Here is a 14,964-nt window from a genome sequence, read left to right on the forward strand (position 1 = left end):
ACAACCTAACGAAGCCCGCGAGGCGATGCTTTGCGCGACCCGGTCAACCCGTCGTGATCTCCGACCGTACGGGCGGCGAGTGTCAGCGGCTCGGGTGGGCCGAACCGTGGTCTAACGTGGACTGCGTGGCGAATTCGCATCCGGAACCGGGACAAGAGGTCGAGCTGGACTTCGCCCGCGAATGGGTCGAGTTCTACGACCCCGACAACCCCGAGCACCTGATCGCGGCGGACCTGACCTGGCTGCTCTCTCGATGGACGTGTGTGTTCGGCACACCGGCCTGCCGGGGCACGGTCCAGGGCCGCCCGGACGACGGATGCTGTTCGCACGGTGCTTTCCTGTCCGACGACGACGACCGCGCCCGCCTGGATGACGCGGTCAAGAAGCTGACCGACGCCGACTGGCAATACCGCGAAAAAGGGTTGGGCCGCAAGGGTTATCTGGAACTCGACGAGCATGACGGACAGCCGCAGTACCGCACCCGCAAGCACAAAGACGCATGCATCTTCTTGAACCGGCCGGGCTTTGCCGGCGGTGTCGGCTGCGCGCTGCACAGCAAGGCCCTCAAACTGGGCGTGCCGCCGCTGACCATGAAGCCCGATGTCTGCTGGCAGCTGCCGATCCGCCGCAGCCAGGAGTGGGTGACCCGGCCCGACGGCACCGAGATCCTCAAGACCTGGGTCACCGAATACGACCGCCGCGGTTGGGGTTCCGGCGGCGCCGACCTGCACTGGTACTGCACTGGCGATCCGGCCGCCCACGTCGGCGCCAAGCAGGTGTGGGAAAGCCTGGCCGACGAACTCACCGAGCTGCTGGGCGCGAAGGCCTATTCGGAGCTGGCCGCAATGTGCAAGCGCCGCAGCAAGTTAGGGCTCATCGCGGTGCACCCGGCCACGCGCATCGCCGAGTAGCGGCGTCCTTCAGGCTTCGGTGCGGTAAGCCACCACCATCCGCAGCGCGCTGGCCTTGAGGTACGCCTCGACGGCGGCGCCGGCCGCCGCCGCGTCGCGCGCCAGCACCGCCTCGGTGATCGCTCCCAGCTCGGCCCCCACCACGGCGGCGTCGTCGTAGGCCGCGGTGAGTTCGTGTTCACGGCCACCGAAAGCTTGCTCGACCCAGCGGTAGAGCAGTCCCAACGCGCGGTTGCGACTGCTGTGGATGAGCACGCGGAAATAGTCCAGGTCGGCCGCCTGCCGCGTCGCCGCGCTCTCGGCGCCTGTAACCGCGACCAGGGCGGCGCGCAGCGCCTCGGCATCCTCGGGCAGGCTGCGCTGCGCGGCTAACCGGCCGATCAATGGACCCAGCGCGGCCCGGATTTCGAGCAGCTCCACGAGGAACTCTGGCCCCAATCGGCGGACCAGCGCCTCGACCACCGCGGGGTGGGAGAGCCCCTGCGGGTCCGCGACCACGTTGCCGCTGCCGTGCCGCGCTTCGATCATGCCCATCTGTTGCAGCCGGGCCAACCCCTGCCGCAGCGACGTGCGGTTGACACCGAGCTGGTCGGCCAGTTCCCGCTCGGGTGGCAAGGCCGATCCAGGCGGAAACGCGCCGTCGAGGATGGCGTCGGCGATCGACGCGGCGATCTGTTCATCGACGCGTTGGCGGTCGGGCGGACGCAACGGACTTGACTGGTTCATTGGCTCAACCAATATAGTGGACGAATTCACGGAAGGGTGAGCAATGGACGGCGAAACGCGATCGGCTGCGAGTCCGCGCTGGCGCGGCAAAGCAGGACGCCTCGAGGTCTGGTACGCCACCCTCTCCGATCCCCGGACGCATGCGGGCTTATGGATCCACTGCGAGACAGTGGCGCCGGTGCAGGGCGCCGCCTACGCGCACGGCTGGACCACGTGGTTCCCGCCCGACGGGTCACCCCGCACCGAGCGGTTCGGCCCTGCGCCCACCCAGCCCGCAACCGGCCCCTGGTGGTTCGACGCCGACGGCGTGCGGGTGGCCGACGGCCAGCTCCGCGGCCGGGCCGGTTCACTCGCCTGGGATCTGTCCTTCAAAGACACCGCTCGCCCGCTGTGGACGTTTCCGCGCCTGACCTGGGAGCGCGAGCTGCTGCCCGGCGCCCAGGTGGTCCTCGCCCCCACCGCCGACTTCGCCGGCTCGCTGACCGTCGCCGACGCCGCCGCACACATCGACGGCTGGCGCGGTGCCGTCGCCCACATTTACGGGCACGGCAACGCCAAGCGCTGGGGGTGGATCCACGCCGACCTCGGTGGCGGCGACGTCCTCGAGGCGGTCACCGCCGTGTCGCACAAGCCGGGCCTGCGCAGGCTCGCACCGCTGGCTTTCGTGCGCTTCCGCATCGACGGAAAGGACTGGCCCACAAGCCTTTTGCCGTCCCTACGAATGCGGACAACGCTTAGCCCGCGGCACTGGCAGCTGGAAGGACGCATCGGCGGTCGCCGGGTGCTCATCCGGGTCGACCAACCGCCGGACCGCTGCGTGAGCCTGGGCTACACCGACCCCGACGGCGGCACCGCGGTGTGCACGAACACCGAACAAGCCGACATTCACGTCGAAATCGACGACCGCCGTTGGTCGGTGCTCGGGCATGCCGAGGTAGGCCTGCGCGGCGTCGAAGCACCCGATATCAACGAAAGGATCCCGACATGAGCTTCCTTCTCGACCCACCGCTGCTGGTGGCCAGCGGCGCGCTCATCGAGCGGCACGTGCCGTCGGACCGGCGAGACGTCGCCGAGGCCGCGGTCCTTGGCATCTTCTTCGGCGGGTCGTTCGGCCTCTACAACAACGTGCCCGGGCTCGGACTGCTGTGGCGCCCGTTCCGTGCGCGCAACGGACGCGACTTCATGTGGAACAGCGGGGTTTTCGGCGTCAACACCGCGAAAGGGGGCTGGCCGCTGCACGCGGCGGCGGCCGCCATCTTCGCGACCTATCCGTTCTTCATCAAGATCGGCCGCCGGTTCGGATTGCTGGTATGAGCCGGGTGGCCGAGCGGGCAACCGCCTCGTTCGGTACCGCGCTGCTGCCCGAGGAACACGGCGGCCCGCCGGCCGCCCTGCTGGCTGAGCGCATCGAACGCTACCTGACCCAGCTACCGGCGATGTCCAGGCTGGGGGTGCACGCCGGATTCGCATCAGTCAGCGCCGCAAGCTATCTCACCACCGGCCGATCACTGTCGCGGCTCGACCCCGGCGGCCGAGATCGGGTGTTGCGCCGAGTGGCTTCACTCAGCCCGGAAGCCGGTGCCGCCCTCGAGGCGCTCAAGGCGATCGCGTTGCTGGCGAACGGTGCCGACACCTATGCGCCCGAACTCTTCGCCCGCACCCGCCAGCACGGCGTGGCGCGCCCCGATCCGGAGCTGACCGTCACCTCCTCACCCGACTGCCCGTCCGTCGTCACCGCCGACGCGGTGGTCGTCGGCTCGGGCGCCGGCGGCGCGATGGTGGCCCGAACCCTGGCGCGAGCGGGCCTGGACACCGTCGTACTCGAGGAGGGACGTCGCTGGACGGTCGACGAATTCCGCACCACCCACCCGATTGACCGTTACGCCGGGCTGTACCGCGGCGGCGGGGCCACCATCGCGCTGGGACGCCCGTCGGTGGTGCTGCCGATCGGCCGCGCGGTCGGCGGCACCACCGTGGTGAACTCCGGCACCTGCTACCGGCCGCCGCCCGCCGTCGCACGGCGCTGGCGCGACACGTTCGGTCTCGGCCTGGCCGACCACGACCGGCTGACGAACCACCTCGACGAAGTCGAACGCACGCTGCGGGTCGCACCGGTGCCGATGGACATCATGGGCCGCAACGGGCGCCTGCTGCTCGAGGCCGCCACGACGCTGGGCTGGCAGGCCGCGCCCATCCCGCGCAACGCCCCGGGTTGTGAGGGCTGTTGTCAGTGCGCTATCGGCTGCCCACGTAACGCCAAGTTCGGGGTGCACCTCAACGCGCTGCCGCAGGCCGCCGCGGCGGGCGCCCGGATCGTTTCGCACGCCCGCGTGGAACGGGTACTGCACGTGCACGGGCGTGCCTTCGGGGTGCGCGCGCGCCGTCCCGACGGCACCGCACTGGACATCCTGGCCGACACGGTCGTTGTCGCCGCAGGTGCGACAGAGACACCGAATCTACTGCGGCGCAGCTATATTGGTGCCCATCCGCGGGTCGGTCGCAACCTGGCGCTGCATCCCGCAACGGTGCTCGCAGGGCGCTTTGACTTCGACGTCGTCGCCTGGCACGGCGTGCTGCAAAGCGCCGCCGTCCACGAGCTGCACGAGTCCGACGGCGTGCTCATCGAAGCCACGTCCACCCCGCCGGGCATGGGGTCGATGGTCTTTCCGGGCTACGGCGCTGAGCTACTCGGCTGGCTCGACCGGGCGCCGCAGGTCGCCACGCTCGGCGCCATGGTGGCCGACCGTGGCGTCGGGTCGGTGTCGTCGCTTCGCGGTCAGACGGTGATGCGCTACCCGATCGACAGGGGCGATGCCGCCAAGCTGGTGACGGCGATGGAGGCGATGGGGCGCCTCCTGTTCGCCGCGGGAGCCGTCGAGGTCCTCACCGGGCTGCCGCATGCCAAGACGGTGACGTCGCTGCCCGCGCTGCAAGATTCGCTGCGTCGGGCCGACGCGAGAACCCTGCACGTCGCGGCATTTCATCCGACCGGCACCGTGGCGGCGGGCACCGATGAGCAGTTGTGTCCGGTTGACGCGACGGGTCGGCTGCGTGGCGTGCGCGGGGTGTGGGTGGCCGACGCGTCGATCCTGCCCAGCTGCCCGGAGGTCAATCCTCAGCTGTCGATCATGGCGCTGGCCCTCGGCGTCGCCGACCACATCGTCGACGCCGTCCGCTGACGCGTGCGGCCTAGCCTTCCAGCTTGTAGCCCAGCCCTCGGACCGTCACCAGGTGCACGGGGTTGGCCGGGTCGGCTTCGATCTTGGACCGCAGGCGCTTGACGTGGACGTCGAGTGTCTTGGTGTCGCCGACATAGTCGGCGCCCCACACCCGGTCGATCAACTGCCCGCGGGTCAGCACCCGCCCGCTGTTGCGCATAAGATACTCGAGGAGGTCAAACTCCTTGAGCGGCAAGGTGATGGTGTCACCATTTACCGAAACGACGTGGCGTTCGACATCCATCCGCACGGGACCGGATTCGAGCACGCCGTCGCTGATCTCGGAATCGTCGTCACCGCCACGGCGCAAGACCGCCCGGATCCGCGCGATCAACTCACGGGCCGAATACGGCTTGGTCACGTAGTCATCGGCACCGAGTTCGAGGCCGACCACCTTGTCGATCTCGCTGTCCCGGGCGGTCACCATGATCACCGGCACGCTGGAGCGCGCACGCAGTTGCTTGCAGACGTCGGTGCCGGACATTCCGGGCAGCATTAGGTCGAGCAGCACGATGTCGGCGCCGCACCGGTCGAATTCGGCCAGCGCAGCCGAACCGTCGGTCACCACGGTGGCCTCGAAACCCTCCTTGCGGAGCAGGAACGCGAGCGGATCGGCCAGCGACTCCTCGTCCTCCACGATCAGCACACTGGTCATCGACTTAGTTCTTCCTCTCGTTGTGAGCGGTTGGGCCGCACCTCGCGGCCCTGCGACTGCTCGGATTCGTCATCGTCTTGATGAGACGCCATGGCCGCCGGAATGGAAAGGGTGAATGTCGATCCCGTTCCGGGCTTGCTCCACACGCCGATGCTGCCGTTGTGGTTGGCCGCGACGTGCTTGACGATGGCCAGGCCCAACCCGCTGCCGCCGGTGGCGCGGGAGCGTGCCTTGTCCCCGCGGAAGAACCGCTCGAAAACCCGCTCCTGGTCTTCCAGGGCTATCCCGATGCCGCGGTCGGTCACCGCGATCTCGATGTTGTCGCCACGGCGGCGGCGGCTGATCGACACCGGCGAACCCGGCGGCGAATAGGCGATGGCATTGGATACCAGATTGGCCAGTGCGGTGACCAGCAGCGTCTCGTCGCCCAGCACCCGCAGACCGCTGGGCGCGTCAGTGCGGACCTCGATATCGGCGTTGTCGGCGCCCACCTTGTGGCGCGAAATCGCTTCCCCCACAACCTTGTCGACGTCAACCTCGATGACGTTGGGCAGTCGTTCGGCTCCCTGCAGCCGGGACAACTCGATCAGTTCGGCGACCATGTCCCCCAGCCGGTTGGCCTCGACGAGCACCTTCTCGGCGAACCGCCGCACGGTTTCGGAGTCGTCGGACGACGCCAGCAGGGCCTCGGCGAGCAGCGCCATGGCACCCACCGGGGTCTTGAGCTCGTGGCTGACGTTGGCCACGAAGTCGCGCCTGGTGGCTTCCATCCGCGCGTAGTCGGACTGGTCGTGGGCGAATACCACGGCGAACCGGCGGTCTTCTTCGCTCAGCAACCGGGCCTGCCCGTGCACCGAGAGCCCAGAGCGGCCACCCGCCCGTTTCGTCGGCTGCAGGTCGAATTCGACGTCGACGCCGGTCAGCGCCTGCTGCGCGGCCTGCCAGGCCTGGTCATCGAGCTGACGGTCACGTACCAGGCCCAGTTCCTTGGCCCGGTCATTGAGATAGACGACGTCGCGATGCGCGTCCACCACCGCCGCGCCCAGCGGCATCAGCGCCACGATGCGTTGCAGCATCTGCGCGACGGTGATCCCGGTCCACTCGACCCGCTGGCGGCGCTGCGCCGCCCGCGGTGACAGCCGGATCCCGACCAGCACACCTGCGGCCAGCGCCAGCGCGGACAAAACCCCGGCCAGCAACAGCGCCGAGAACACAGTCACATAGCAAATCCTACAAATCTCCCTGAACGCTGCCCTAGCGCAACGAGGCCAAAATCGGACAAGTCACACCTTGCGCAACAGGTGTTCCGCTTCCGTTCACGCGATGTTTGGCTAAATAGCCTTTATCTCGCGGAGTGGCGCGGGCACGCGGGCGTCAGCCGCGCCCCTGGCTGGCAACCGCGGCGGCCCCGGCAGCGGCCGCCTCCGGGTCGAGATAGGTGCCCCCGGGCACCACCGGCCGCAGGTCGGCATCCAGGTCGTAGCGCAGCGGGATGCCGGTCGGGATGTTCAACCCGGCGATCTCCTCGTCGGACACCTGGTCGAGGTGCTTGACCAGGGCCCGCAGCGAGTTGCCATGCGCCACGATCAGCACCGTCTTGCCGCTGCGCAGGTCCGGGACGATGACGTCGGTGAAATACGGCAGGAAGCGCACGACCACGTCGGCCAGGCATTCGGTGAGCGGGCCACCGCCGATGTCGGCGTACCGGGGATCGGTGTCCTGGCTGTAGGTGCTGCCCTTCTCGATGGGCGGGGGCGGCGTGTCGTAGCTGCGCCGCCAGGCCATGAACTGCTCGTCGCCGTAGCGGGCCTTGGTCTGGGCCTTGTCCAGCCCCTGCAGAGCCCCGTAATGGCGTTCGTTGAGCCGCCAGGTGCGCCGCACCGGAATCCACAGCCGGTCGGCGGCGTCCAACGCCAGGTGCGCGGTGGAGATCGCGCGGCGCAGCAGCGAGGTGTAGAGGACGTCGGGCAACAGGTTGTTCTCGATCAGCAGCTCACCGCTGCGCACGGCTTCGGTCCGGCCCTTCTCGGTGAGCCCGACGTCGACCCAACCGGTGAAGAGGTTCAGCGAGTTCCATTCGCTTTCGCCGTGGCGAAGCAGTACCAGCGTGGCGGTTTCACCCATGCGGGTCAGTCTCTCACGCACTCATTCAGCGATCGGCAGCGTCATCGTCGTCGTCGTCGATCAGGTGGGCGAAGGCCTCCAAATTCTTCAGCGACTCACCGCGAGACACCCGCCACTCCCACTCTTTCTGGATCGACGAACGAAAACCCAACTCCAGCAACGTATTGAAGTCCGAATCCACCGCTTCGAGCACTTGCCCGAGCACTCTGTCGAGCTCGTCGGCGTCCACCGAGGCCAGCGACATGCGGCCCACCAGATAGATGTCCCCGACGTTGTCCAGCGTGTAGGCCACGCCGTAGAGGCGGCGGTTGCGCTTGAGCAGGAAGCGGTAGACGCCTTCGTGGTTCTCGTCGGGCTTGCGGCACACGAACGCCTCGACCCGCACCGAATGCTCGCCGACGCTCAGGATGGTGTTGGTCTTGAGCTTGCGCTCGCCGGGGAGTTCGACCACCAGGCCCGATAAACCGCCATGTGCGCCAGCATGTTTCGAGTAGTTCAGCCCACTGGCCTGCAGGGCATCCTCGATCACGCGCTCCACCGTGGCGGTCATGCGCCCACGCCCCGGCGTTCGGCGGTGTATTCGCGAATCGCGCGCCGATAGCTGGTCAACAGCGCGTCGGTGGTGTGGTCCCAGGAGAATGTGGCGGCATGGGCGGCGGCGGCGCGGCCCATCGCGCCGGCCTGCGACGCGGGCAACCGGAGCAGCCGGCCCAGGGCGTCCGCCCACTGTTCGACGTCGTGCCCGGCCACGAGCGTGCCGGTCACCCCGTCCCGCACGGCCACCGGCAGCCCGCCGACCGCGGCCGCGGCGACCGGCGTCCCACACGCCTGCGCCTCGAGGGCGACCAGACCGAACGACTCCGAATAGCTGGGCACCGCAACCAGATTGGCCGCCTGGAACAGGGTGGCCAGGTTCGGGCGCGACTGCGGGGGCAAGAACGTCACGCGCTCGGTGATACCGAGGTCGTCGGCCAGTCGGACCAATCCGTCCGGGGACGCCAAGCCGCTGCCCGAGGGCCCGCCGGCCACGACGATGCGCACACCGGGCAGCTTCGCGGCGGCGCGCAACACGATGTCGGGCGCCTTCAGCGGCTGGATCCGGCCGACGAACGCCACGATGTCCTCGTCGGGCGGAAGCCCCAGGGCGGCCCGGGCGGCTCTGCGGTCGCCGGGGCGGAACACGTCGAGATCCACCCCGGGGTGGACGACGTCGATTCTCGCCGGGTCGGCGTGGTGGATTGAGATCAGTTGTCTGGCTTCGTCATCCGTGTTGACGATCAACCGGTCTGCCTCGTCGACAACCTGCTGCTCGCCGACCGTGCGCAGCGGCGGTTCGGGAGAATCACCCTCGGCAAGCGCCGCGTTCTTGACCGCGGCGAGCGTGTGCGCGGTGTGCACCAACGGCACCGCCCAGCGGTCGCGCGCCAGCCAGCCGACCTGCCCGGACAGCCAGTAGTGCGAGTGCACGATGTCGTAATAGCCGGGCTCGTGTGATGCCTCGGCGCGCAGCACCCCGGCCGCGAACGCGCACAGCTGGGTGGGCAGATCGTATTTGTCCAGGCCCTCGAACGGGCCGGCCACGACGTTGCGGACCAGCACCCCGGGCGCCACCCGCGCGACCGCCGGGTCGGCGGAAGCGGTCGCGCGCGTGAAGATCTCCGCCTCGATGCCCCGCCGCGCCAGATGCAGCGCGGTTTGCAGCACGTAGACGTTCATGCCGCCCGCGTCGCCCGTGCCGGGCTGGGCCAGTGGTGAGGTGTGAACCGCCAACACTGCGACCCGGCGCGGTTCATTGAGCCGGAAAACGTCATCGTGCCGCACCCTGTCATCTTTACAGGATGGTTCACAGGCCAGCCCAAGCGCGCTGGACAAGGACTCGCGTCAGGCGGACGACTCGTCGCGAGCCACGTCGTGCACCCGGGCATCCAGCGCCCCGGCGCGCCTCATCGCGCCCAGTGGATCGGCATACAGCCCGGACAGCGAGACGGTTCCCGCGCCGGCCTCCTGCACCCGGTTGCCGAAGGCGGTGAGGCGGATGTCGCGCGGCCCCAACACGGAGCGTTCCGCGAATGCCGCCTCGACCTGCTCCATCGCCTCCGGGTACTCGGTGAAAGCCTGGCCGCCGACCACCAGCTCGTCGGGGTTGAGCATGTCGCGCAGCAGCGCCACCGCCTCGCCGAGCACGCGGCCCCGCTCGGCGAGCAGGTCCTTGGCCTGCTGGTTGCCGGCTCGCGCGACGCGCAGTAGATCGGAGACGCCGGTGGCGGATCCGTTGGCGCGGTTCGCCGGGGCGAACGGCAGGATGCGCAGCTGGCGCGCGACGGCCACGACGGCCTCATCGCTGACGGTGGACTCCAGTTGGCCGGTGCCGCCGAGCAGTTCCGAGTGGGCGGGCAGGGTGGCGATGGTGCCCGGACCGCTGGTTGGCACGTGCACGCGACCGCCGATCACCAGCGCATAGCCCACGGTCTCGCGCGCGTAAACGTACAAGCTGGTCGGCGAGCTGGGCAGGAACCGCCGCATGCCCAGCAGCAGCTCGGCGCCGGCCATGGCGTCGACGTGCGAGGCCACCGAGACCGGCAGGCCCAGGGCGTCGGCCAGCACCTGTCCGACCGGCGCCTGCCGCCACCCCAGTCGTGGGTGGTCCACCTGGCCGGTGGCGCTGTCGACGGTGCCACCGATGGCGACACCCACCCACAGGGGCCGGCGGCGATGCCAACGCCGCAGGTAGCGGCGGGCGCTGTCGGCCAGCGTCGCCAGCGCGGGCCCGGCCGGGTTGCGCGGTGTCGGGGTCTCGACGGTGTCGAGGGTGCGGCCGAACAGGTCGGTGGCCACGATGCTGGTGGTTCGCGCGCCGATGTGGATGCCGAGCGTCACGAACGGCTCGTGGTTGACCTCGACGGGCACGCGCGGGCGGCCGATCGCGCCGGAGACGGCCAGGTCGGCGCGTTCGCGCAGCAGCCCCGCTTCCAGCAGCGCGATGACTTGGCGGTTGACCGTGGCGATGCTCAGCGAGGTGACGCCGGCGATGACGTCACGGCCGACGGGGCCACGCAGCCGGACGGCCCGAAAGACCGAGGCCGCCGCGGAGTCGGGGATGTTCAGCGCCGGGGGCACGATCTGCCGGCGCACCGAGCGGTGGCCCTTCTGACCGGGCAGGTGCCCTACGGCACGACTGGGCGAATGATGGGTATGGGTGAGGGTATTCGTGCGCACGAGCGTCCTTTTGTCCGATTTTTGCTGGCCGTCTCGGCCACACCTGGCTTGGGTCAGGAGCGGCAAAGTGCGCAGCAACAACACGCACCCGCCGCGCAGAGACACGCGGTGGTCGTGGTGTTGGACAGGGCGCTGAGGAGCACACGCAAAATCTAGCACGTTCATTAAGGTTGTTTCGATGGTTAAAACTGGCAGGAATAAACGAGTCGCCGTAATCACCGGAGCCAGCTCGGGGATCGGCGCAGCAACCGCCCGAAACCTGGCTGCGCAGGGCTTTCACGTCGTCGTGGTGGCGCGCCGGGCGGACCGAATTGAGGCTCTGGCCAGTGAAATCGGGGGTACCGCCATTGTGGCCGATGTCACACAAGATGCGGCGGTCGAAACATTGGCGAGCAAATTGGATCACGTCGATGTGCTGGTCAACAACGCCGGCGGTGCCCGGGGGCTGGCGCCGGTCGCCGATGCCGATCTCGAGCACTGGCAGTGGATGTGGGAGACCAACGTGCTCGGCACGCTGCGGGTCCCGCCGGCGTTGTTGCCCAAGCTGATCGACTCCGGCGACGGGCTGATCGTCACCGTCACTTCCGTTGCGGCACTTGAGGTTTACGACGGGGGCGCCGGGTACACGGCGGCCAAACACGCCCAGGGCGCGCTGCACCGCACGCTGCGGGGCGAGCTATTGGGCAAGCCGGTCCGGCTGACCGAGATCGCCCCGGGTGCGGTCGAGACGGAATTCTCGTTGGTCCGCTTCGACGGCGATCAACAACGCGCGGACGCCGTCTACACGGGGATCACGCCGCTGGTGGCCGAGGACGTGGCCGAGGTGATCGGGTTCGTCGCGTCGCGGCCGCCGCACGTCGATCTGGACTTGATCGTCATGAAACCGCGCGACCAGGCCACGACCTCGCGGTTTAACCGCCAGGGGTAGCCGGGCCGGTGCTGGCCGGTGTCGTCGACGTGGTCGGAGTGCCCGACAGGGTCGGCGCGTTGGACGGCGTGACGGGCGCGGTGACGGGAATCTGGCTGGCCGGCGGGTGCGCGCTCGGCGGCGGCAGCGCTGACATGGCCACCCAGGTGTCCCAGTCCACGGCCCAGTCCCACAGGTCACCGTCGGAGTAGGACAGCTGGATCGAGCTGCCGGTCACCTCGACCGGGTCGCCGTAGATCGCCGACTGGAAATACTGCTCCGCGTCGCCCGTCGACAGGTTGATGCACCCGTTGGTGACGTTGGTGTTGCCCTGGGCGCCGGAGCTCGCCGGGTTGGCGTGGATGAACTCGCCGTTGTTGGAGATCCGCACCGCCCAGCGTTCGTGCACGTGGCTGTAGCCGGCGGCCGGGTTGGACATGTAGAAGTCGGCGTACTTCTCGCTGACCACGTGGATGCCGTTGCGGGTGACGTTGCGCGCCTTGTCGGCCTCGCCGTAGCTGCACGGGAAGTCCATGATGACGCCCTCGTCGCGGATCACCTGGATGCGGTGCGACGAGACCTCGGCCTTGACCACCTGTCGGCGACCGATCTGGATGTTCAGCGAGATGTCGTCGGCGCCGTAGGCGCTGTCGCCGAACGGCAGGCCGTAGAGCTTGGCCTCGACGTTGACGGTGGTGCCCGCCGGGTAGTACTCGCGAGTGCGCCAGTGCGCCCGCGCACCGCCCACCTCGTCGGGCAACCAGGCCCAGCTGCCCTCGACGGGCGGGTTGGTGGTGACCGAGAGCGCCTTTTCCACGGCGGCCTTGTCACTGATCGGCGCGTCGAACTGGATGATGATCGGCGCAGCGATCCCAACGGTCTGGCCGTCGGCGAGCTGGAATGCCCCGCTGATCTTCTTGGTGGGCGCCACCGTGGTGAATTTGCCCGCCACCGGGACCGCCTTGCCGTCGTGCCCGACGGCCGAACCGCTCCAGGTATAGGTCTGGTCGTAGCCCAGCGGCTCGGAGGTCGTATAGACGGTGCGGTCTTGGTTGAAGGCGCCCGCGACGGCCTTGCCCGACGAGTTTGACAGCGTGACGCGCTGGAACCAGCCGTCGCTGACTTCGACGCTGACCGGGACGATCGGCACCACGTTGTCGGTCGCATTGGCGGGCTGGTACTTGAGCTGCGGTGCCGGCTGCTCTTTCTTCTCGGCTTGCTTCGCGGTCGTGCCGCCGCACGCGGCCAACACGTTGGGGGCGAGCACACCCAGTCCCAGGGTCGCCAAAGCCGCACGCCGGTTGAACGGTCGCGGGGCGTCGGACGGGGTCACGAAAGTCAAAGATACCGGGGAAAGACGGCCCGCCCGGCCACCACAAATCGGGGCCGGGCTCGCGTCGACGAATTTTGCGGCTACAGCCTGCAGCCGAGCAGCACGGGTTCGGGCACCAGTGTGATGCCAAACACAGCCCGGACGCCGTCGCGGACGGTGCGCGCCAGCCTAATCACGTCGTCGGAGCCCGCGCCGCCGCGGTTGGTCAGCGCCAGCGCGTGCTTGGTGGACAACCGGCAGGGCTCTTCGACGCCACCCGGGCCCGGCTGCGGATAGCCCTTGCCGAAGCCCGCCCGCTCCACCAACCAGCCGGCGGCCAGCTTGACCCCGCCGGGCGCCGGATAACTGGGCACCGGCCCGTCGACCGTCGCGGCCAGCCGTTCATAGACGTCCGGGGCGACCACCGGGTTGGTGAAGAACGAGCCCACGCTCCACGTGTCGTGATCGGCCGCGTCGAGCACCATGCCCTTGCGCGTTCGCAAGGCGAGGACGGCGTCGCGAACGGCCTGCGGGTCGGCTCGCTCGCCGGCGGCCACGTTCAGCGCGGCGGCCAGCTCGCCGTAGCGCAACGGCGCGCTGCGCCCGGATGCGTCCAGCGCGAACTCCACTTCCAATACGACAGAAGGGGTTTCGAATCCGTCGCGTTTGAACATGCTGGTGCGGTAGCCGAACCCCAGTTCGCCGCCCGGCACCCAGCGCACCTCACCGCTGCCGCGATCGAGCACCCGGACCCGGGTGATGGTGTCGGACACTTCGGCGCCGTACGCCCCGACGTTCTGCACCGGCGTGGCCCCGGCCGACCCGGGGATGCCGGACAGGCATTCCAGCCCGCCGAGGCCGTGCTCGATCGCCGTGACCACGACGTCGTCCCACACCGCGCCCGCCTGGGCGCGGACCAGGTTGCCCTCGACCGTGATGCCGTCATTGGCGAGGCGCACCGCGGTCAGGTCGGTCAGGGCGTCGGAGATCACCAGGTTGGAACCGCCGGCGAAGACCAGCACCGAGTCGTGTTGCCCGCCAGCTGTTTTGGTGTCCAGCCGCCGCAATGCGGCAATCACCTGTTGGCTGGTCGCGCAGGTGATCAGGCGGCGCGCGGTCGGCCCGACCCGCAGCGTGGTCAGCGGCGCCAGTGGCGCCGCGTAAGTCACCGGCGCACCGGCGAACTCCGAACCGGCTCCGCTGGAATTCATGGCCCGTAACGGTAGCCTGACCTGCTATGCCGCGTTCATTCGACTTGTCGGCCGACTACGACGGCACTGTTGACGAGGTGCACCGCGCCTTCACCGATGAAAATTATTGGCGGGCCCGGCTGGCCGGGTCCGGCGTCGACGTGGCCACGCTGGAGTCGATGCGGGTGGGTGACGAGGACACCGTCGAGGTCGTCACCCTGCAGGTGATCCGCAGCGACAAGCTGCCGGGGATGGTCACGCAGCTGCACAGCGGGGACCTGCGCATCCGCCGCGAGGAGGCGTGGGGGCCGGTCACCGGCGGCGCCGCGACGGGGTCGGTCGCGGGTTCCATCGTGGATGCGCCGGTGAACCTGGCCGGCACCGCCGTCCTGGAGCCGATCGAAGGGACCGGCGGCAGCCGGCTGACCTTTCGCGCCACAGTGCAGGTGCGCGTCCCGATCATCGGCGGCAAGTTGGAGAACTTCATCGGCACCCGGCTGGCCGAGCTGGTCGCCGCCGAACAACGCTTCACCACGGAGTGGATCGCCAAGACGGTGTGAGATCTCGACCGCGACGGGGTGCCCGGCCACCGGGCCTAAGCTGGCGCTCATGCGAATCGCGTTGGCGCAGATCCTCAGCGGCACAGACCCCACGGCAAACCTGCAGCTGGTGGCCGAATACAGCCGCCGGGCCGCCGCGGCGGGC

The 14,964-nt window shown here is 69.1% G+C and carries 15 protein-coding genes and 1 pseudogene; 7 read left to right on the plus strand and 9 right to left on the minus strand.

The window, feature by feature from the left end:
* Positions 1 to 116: 116 nt before the first annotated feature.
* Complete coding sequence (locus tag A5652_RS14125; protein ID WP_067352188.1) at positions 117 to 911, plus strand: hypothetical protein; 795 nt, start codon at positions 117 to 119, stop codon at positions 909 to 911.
* A gap of 9 nt (positions 912 to 920) precedes the next feature.
* On the opposite strand, the gene A5652_RS14130 is transcribed toward A5652_RS14125, so the two are convergent.
* Positions 921 to 1,637 carry a FadR/GntR family transcriptional regulator gene (locus A5652_RS14130; protein WP_067352137.1) on the minus strand — a complete coding sequence of 239 codons (717 nt, stop codon included), beginning with the start codon at positions 1,635 to 1,637 and terminating at the stop codon, positions 921 to 923.
* Positions 1,638 to 1,680: 43 nt separating this feature from the next.
* Between A5652_RS14130 and A5652_RS14135 the strand changes: the two genes are divergently transcribed.
* Genes A5652_RS14135 through A5652_RS14145 form a run of 3 tightly spaced genes read left to right on the plus strand, consistent with a single transcriptional unit; the run spans position 1,681 to position 4,816 of the window.
* On the plus strand, positions 1,681 to 2,625 hold the full coding sequence (locus A5652_RS14135; protein ID WP_067352140.1) for a hypothetical protein: 945 nt from the start codon (positions 1,681 to 1,683) through the stop codon (positions 2,623 to 2,625).
* Positions 2,622 to 2,951, plus strand: a complete 330-nt coding sequence (locus A5652_RS14140; RefSeq protein ID WP_067352144.1) for a hypothetical protein — start codon at positions 2,622 to 2,624, stop codon at positions 2,949 to 2,951. Before A5652_RS14135 ends, A5652_RS14140 begins: the two co-directional genes overlap by 4 nt.
* The gene (locus A5652_RS14145; RefSeq protein WP_067352147.1) at positions 2,948 to 4,816 is read left to right on the plus strand and encodes a GMC family oxidoreductase N-terminal domain-containing protein; all 1,869 of its coding nucleotides are present in this window, start codon (positions 2,948 to 2,950) and stop codon (positions 4,814 to 4,816) included. Before A5652_RS14140 ends, A5652_RS14145 begins: the two co-directional genes overlap by 4 nt.
* Positions 4,817 to 4,826: 10 nt before the next feature.
* Here the strand turns inward: A5652_RS14145 and regX are convergent, their stop codons facing one another.
* The 6 genes from regX to A5652_RS14175 all read right to left on the minus strand — a co-directional run bounded on the left by regX (position 4,827) and on the right by A5652_RS14175 (position 10,793).
* Complete coding sequence (gene regX / locus A5652_RS14150; RefSeq protein ID WP_067352151.1) at positions 4,827 to 5,510, minus strand: two-component sensory transduction protein RegX; 684 nt, start codon at positions 5,508 to 5,510, stop codon at positions 4,827 to 4,829.
* On the minus strand, positions 5,507 to 6,730 hold the full coding sequence (locus A5652_RS14155) for a cell wall metabolism sensor histidine kinase WalK (RefSeq protein WP_156745334.1): 1,224 nt from the start codon (positions 6,728 to 6,730) through the stop codon (positions 5,507 to 5,509). The genes regX and A5652_RS14155 overlap by 4 nt, the downstream gene beginning before the upstream one ends.
* A gap of 154 nt (positions 6,731 to 6,884) precedes the next feature.
* Positions 6,885 to 7,634 (minus strand): phosphoglyceromutase, encoded by a 750-nt coding sequence (locus A5652_RS14160; RefSeq protein WP_067352159.1) that lies wholly within the window; start codon positions 7,632 to 7,634, stop codon positions 6,885 to 6,887.
* Between the two features lie 25 nt (positions 7,635 to 7,659).
* Positions 7,660 to 8,184, minus strand: coding sequence for a YbjN domain-containing protein (locus tag A5652_RS14165; protein ID WP_067352163.1), 525 nt, complete (start codon positions 8,182 to 8,184; stop codon positions 7,660 to 7,662).
* Positions 8,181 to 9,455, minus strand: coding sequence for a D-inositol-3-phosphate glycosyltransferase (gene mshA, locus A5652_RS14170; RefSeq protein WP_067352167.1), 1,275 nt, complete (start codon positions 9,453 to 9,455; stop codon positions 8,181 to 8,183). The genes A5652_RS14165 and mshA overlap by 4 nt, the downstream gene beginning before the upstream one ends.
* Before the next feature lie 60 nt (positions 9,456 to 9,515).
* Complete coding sequence (locus A5652_RS14175) at positions 9,516 to 10,793, minus strand: ROK family protein (protein ID WP_232001192.1); 1,278 nt, start codon at positions 10,791 to 10,793, stop codon at positions 9,516 to 9,518.
* Positions 10,794 to 11,028: 235 nt separating this feature from the next.
* Between A5652_RS14175 and A5652_RS14180 the strand changes: the two genes are divergently transcribed.
* Positions 11,029 to 11,778, plus strand: a complete 750-nt coding sequence (locus tag A5652_RS14180; protein WP_067352175.1) for an SDR family NAD(P)-dependent oxidoreductase — start codon at positions 11,029 to 11,031, stop codon at positions 11,776 to 11,778.
* Here the strand turns inward: A5652_RS14180 and A5652_RS14185 are convergent.
* Both A5652_RS14185 and A5652_RS14190 read right to left on the minus strand, forming a co-directional pair.
* Positions 11,762 to 13,138, minus strand: coding sequence for an Ig-like domain-containing protein (locus A5652_RS14185; protein ID WP_369805796.1), 1,377 nt, complete (start codon positions 13,136 to 13,138; stop codon positions 11,762 to 11,764). The genes A5652_RS14180 and A5652_RS14185 overlap by 17 nt on opposite strands.
* A gap of 32 nt (positions 13,139 to 13,170) precedes the next feature.
* On the minus strand, positions 13,171 to 14,280 hold the full coding sequence (locus A5652_RS14190) for a UDP-N-acetylmuramate dehydrogenase (RefSeq protein WP_067352180.1): 1,110 nt from the start codon (positions 14,278 to 14,280) through the stop codon (positions 13,171 to 13,173).
* A 26-nt stretch (positions 14,281 to 14,306) separates the two neighbouring features.
* Between A5652_RS14190 and A5652_RS14195 the strand changes: the two genes are divergently transcribed.
* Together A5652_RS14195 and A5652_RS27625 are read left to right on the plus strand one after the other, a co-directional pair.
* Positions 14,307 to 14,819, plus strand: a complete 513-nt coding sequence (locus tag A5652_RS14195) for a DUF2505 domain-containing protein (protein ID WP_067352185.1) — start codon at positions 14,307 to 14,309, stop codon at positions 14,817 to 14,819.
* 49 nt (positions 14,820 to 14,868) lie between these two features.
* A pseudogene (locus tag A5652_RS27625) lies at positions 14,869 to 14,964 on the plus strand (hydrolase); the annotation flags it as partial.

The sequence above is a fragment of the Mycobacterium sp. 1165178.9 genome (assembly GCF_001673555.1).
Classification (GTDB): Bacteria; Actinomycetota; Actinomycetes; order Mycobacteriales; family Mycobacteriaceae; genus Mycobacterium.

Bases quoted from the DNA above. Each gene is read 5' to 3' on its own strand.
- A5652_RS14130 (WP_067352137.1), bottom strand. From the start codon at position 1,637: ATGAACCAGTCAAGTCCGTTGCGTCCGCCCGACCGCCAACGCGTCGAT.
- A5652_RS14135 (WP_067352140.1), top strand. From the start codon at position 1,681: ATGGACGGCGAAACGCGATCGGCTGCGAGTCCGCGCTGGCGCGGCAAA.
- A5652_RS14140 (WP_067352144.1), top strand. From the start codon at position 2,622: ATGAGCTTCCTTCTCGACCCACCGCTGCTGGTGGCCAGCGGCGCGCTC.
- A5652_RS14145 (WP_067352147.1), top strand. From the start codon at position 2,948: ATGAGCCGGGTGGCCGAGCGGGCAACCGCCTCGTTCGGTACCGCGCTG.
- regX (WP_067352151.1), bottom strand. From the start codon at position 5,510: ATGACCAGTGTGCTGATCGTGGAGGACGAGGAGTCGCTGGCCGATCCG.
- A5652_RS14160 (WP_067352159.1), bottom strand. From the start codon at position 7,634: ATGGGTGAAACCGCCACGCTGGTACTGCTTCGCCACGGCGAAAGCGAA.
- A5652_RS14165 (WP_067352163.1), bottom strand. From the start codon at position 8,184: ATGACCGCCACGGTGGAGCGCGTGATCGAGGATGCCCTGCAGGCCAGT.
- A5652_RS14180 (WP_067352175.1), top strand. From the start codon at position 11,029: ATGGTTAAAACTGGCAGGAATAAACGAGTCGCCGTAATCACCGGAGCC.
- A5652_RS14190 (WP_067352180.1), bottom strand. From the start codon at position 14,280: ATGAATTCCAGCGGAGCCGGTTCGGAGTTCGCCGGTGCGCCGGTGACT.
- A5652_RS14195 (WP_067352185.1), top strand. From the start codon at position 14,307: ATGCCGCGTTCATTCGACTTGTCGGCCGACTACGACGGCACTGTTGAC.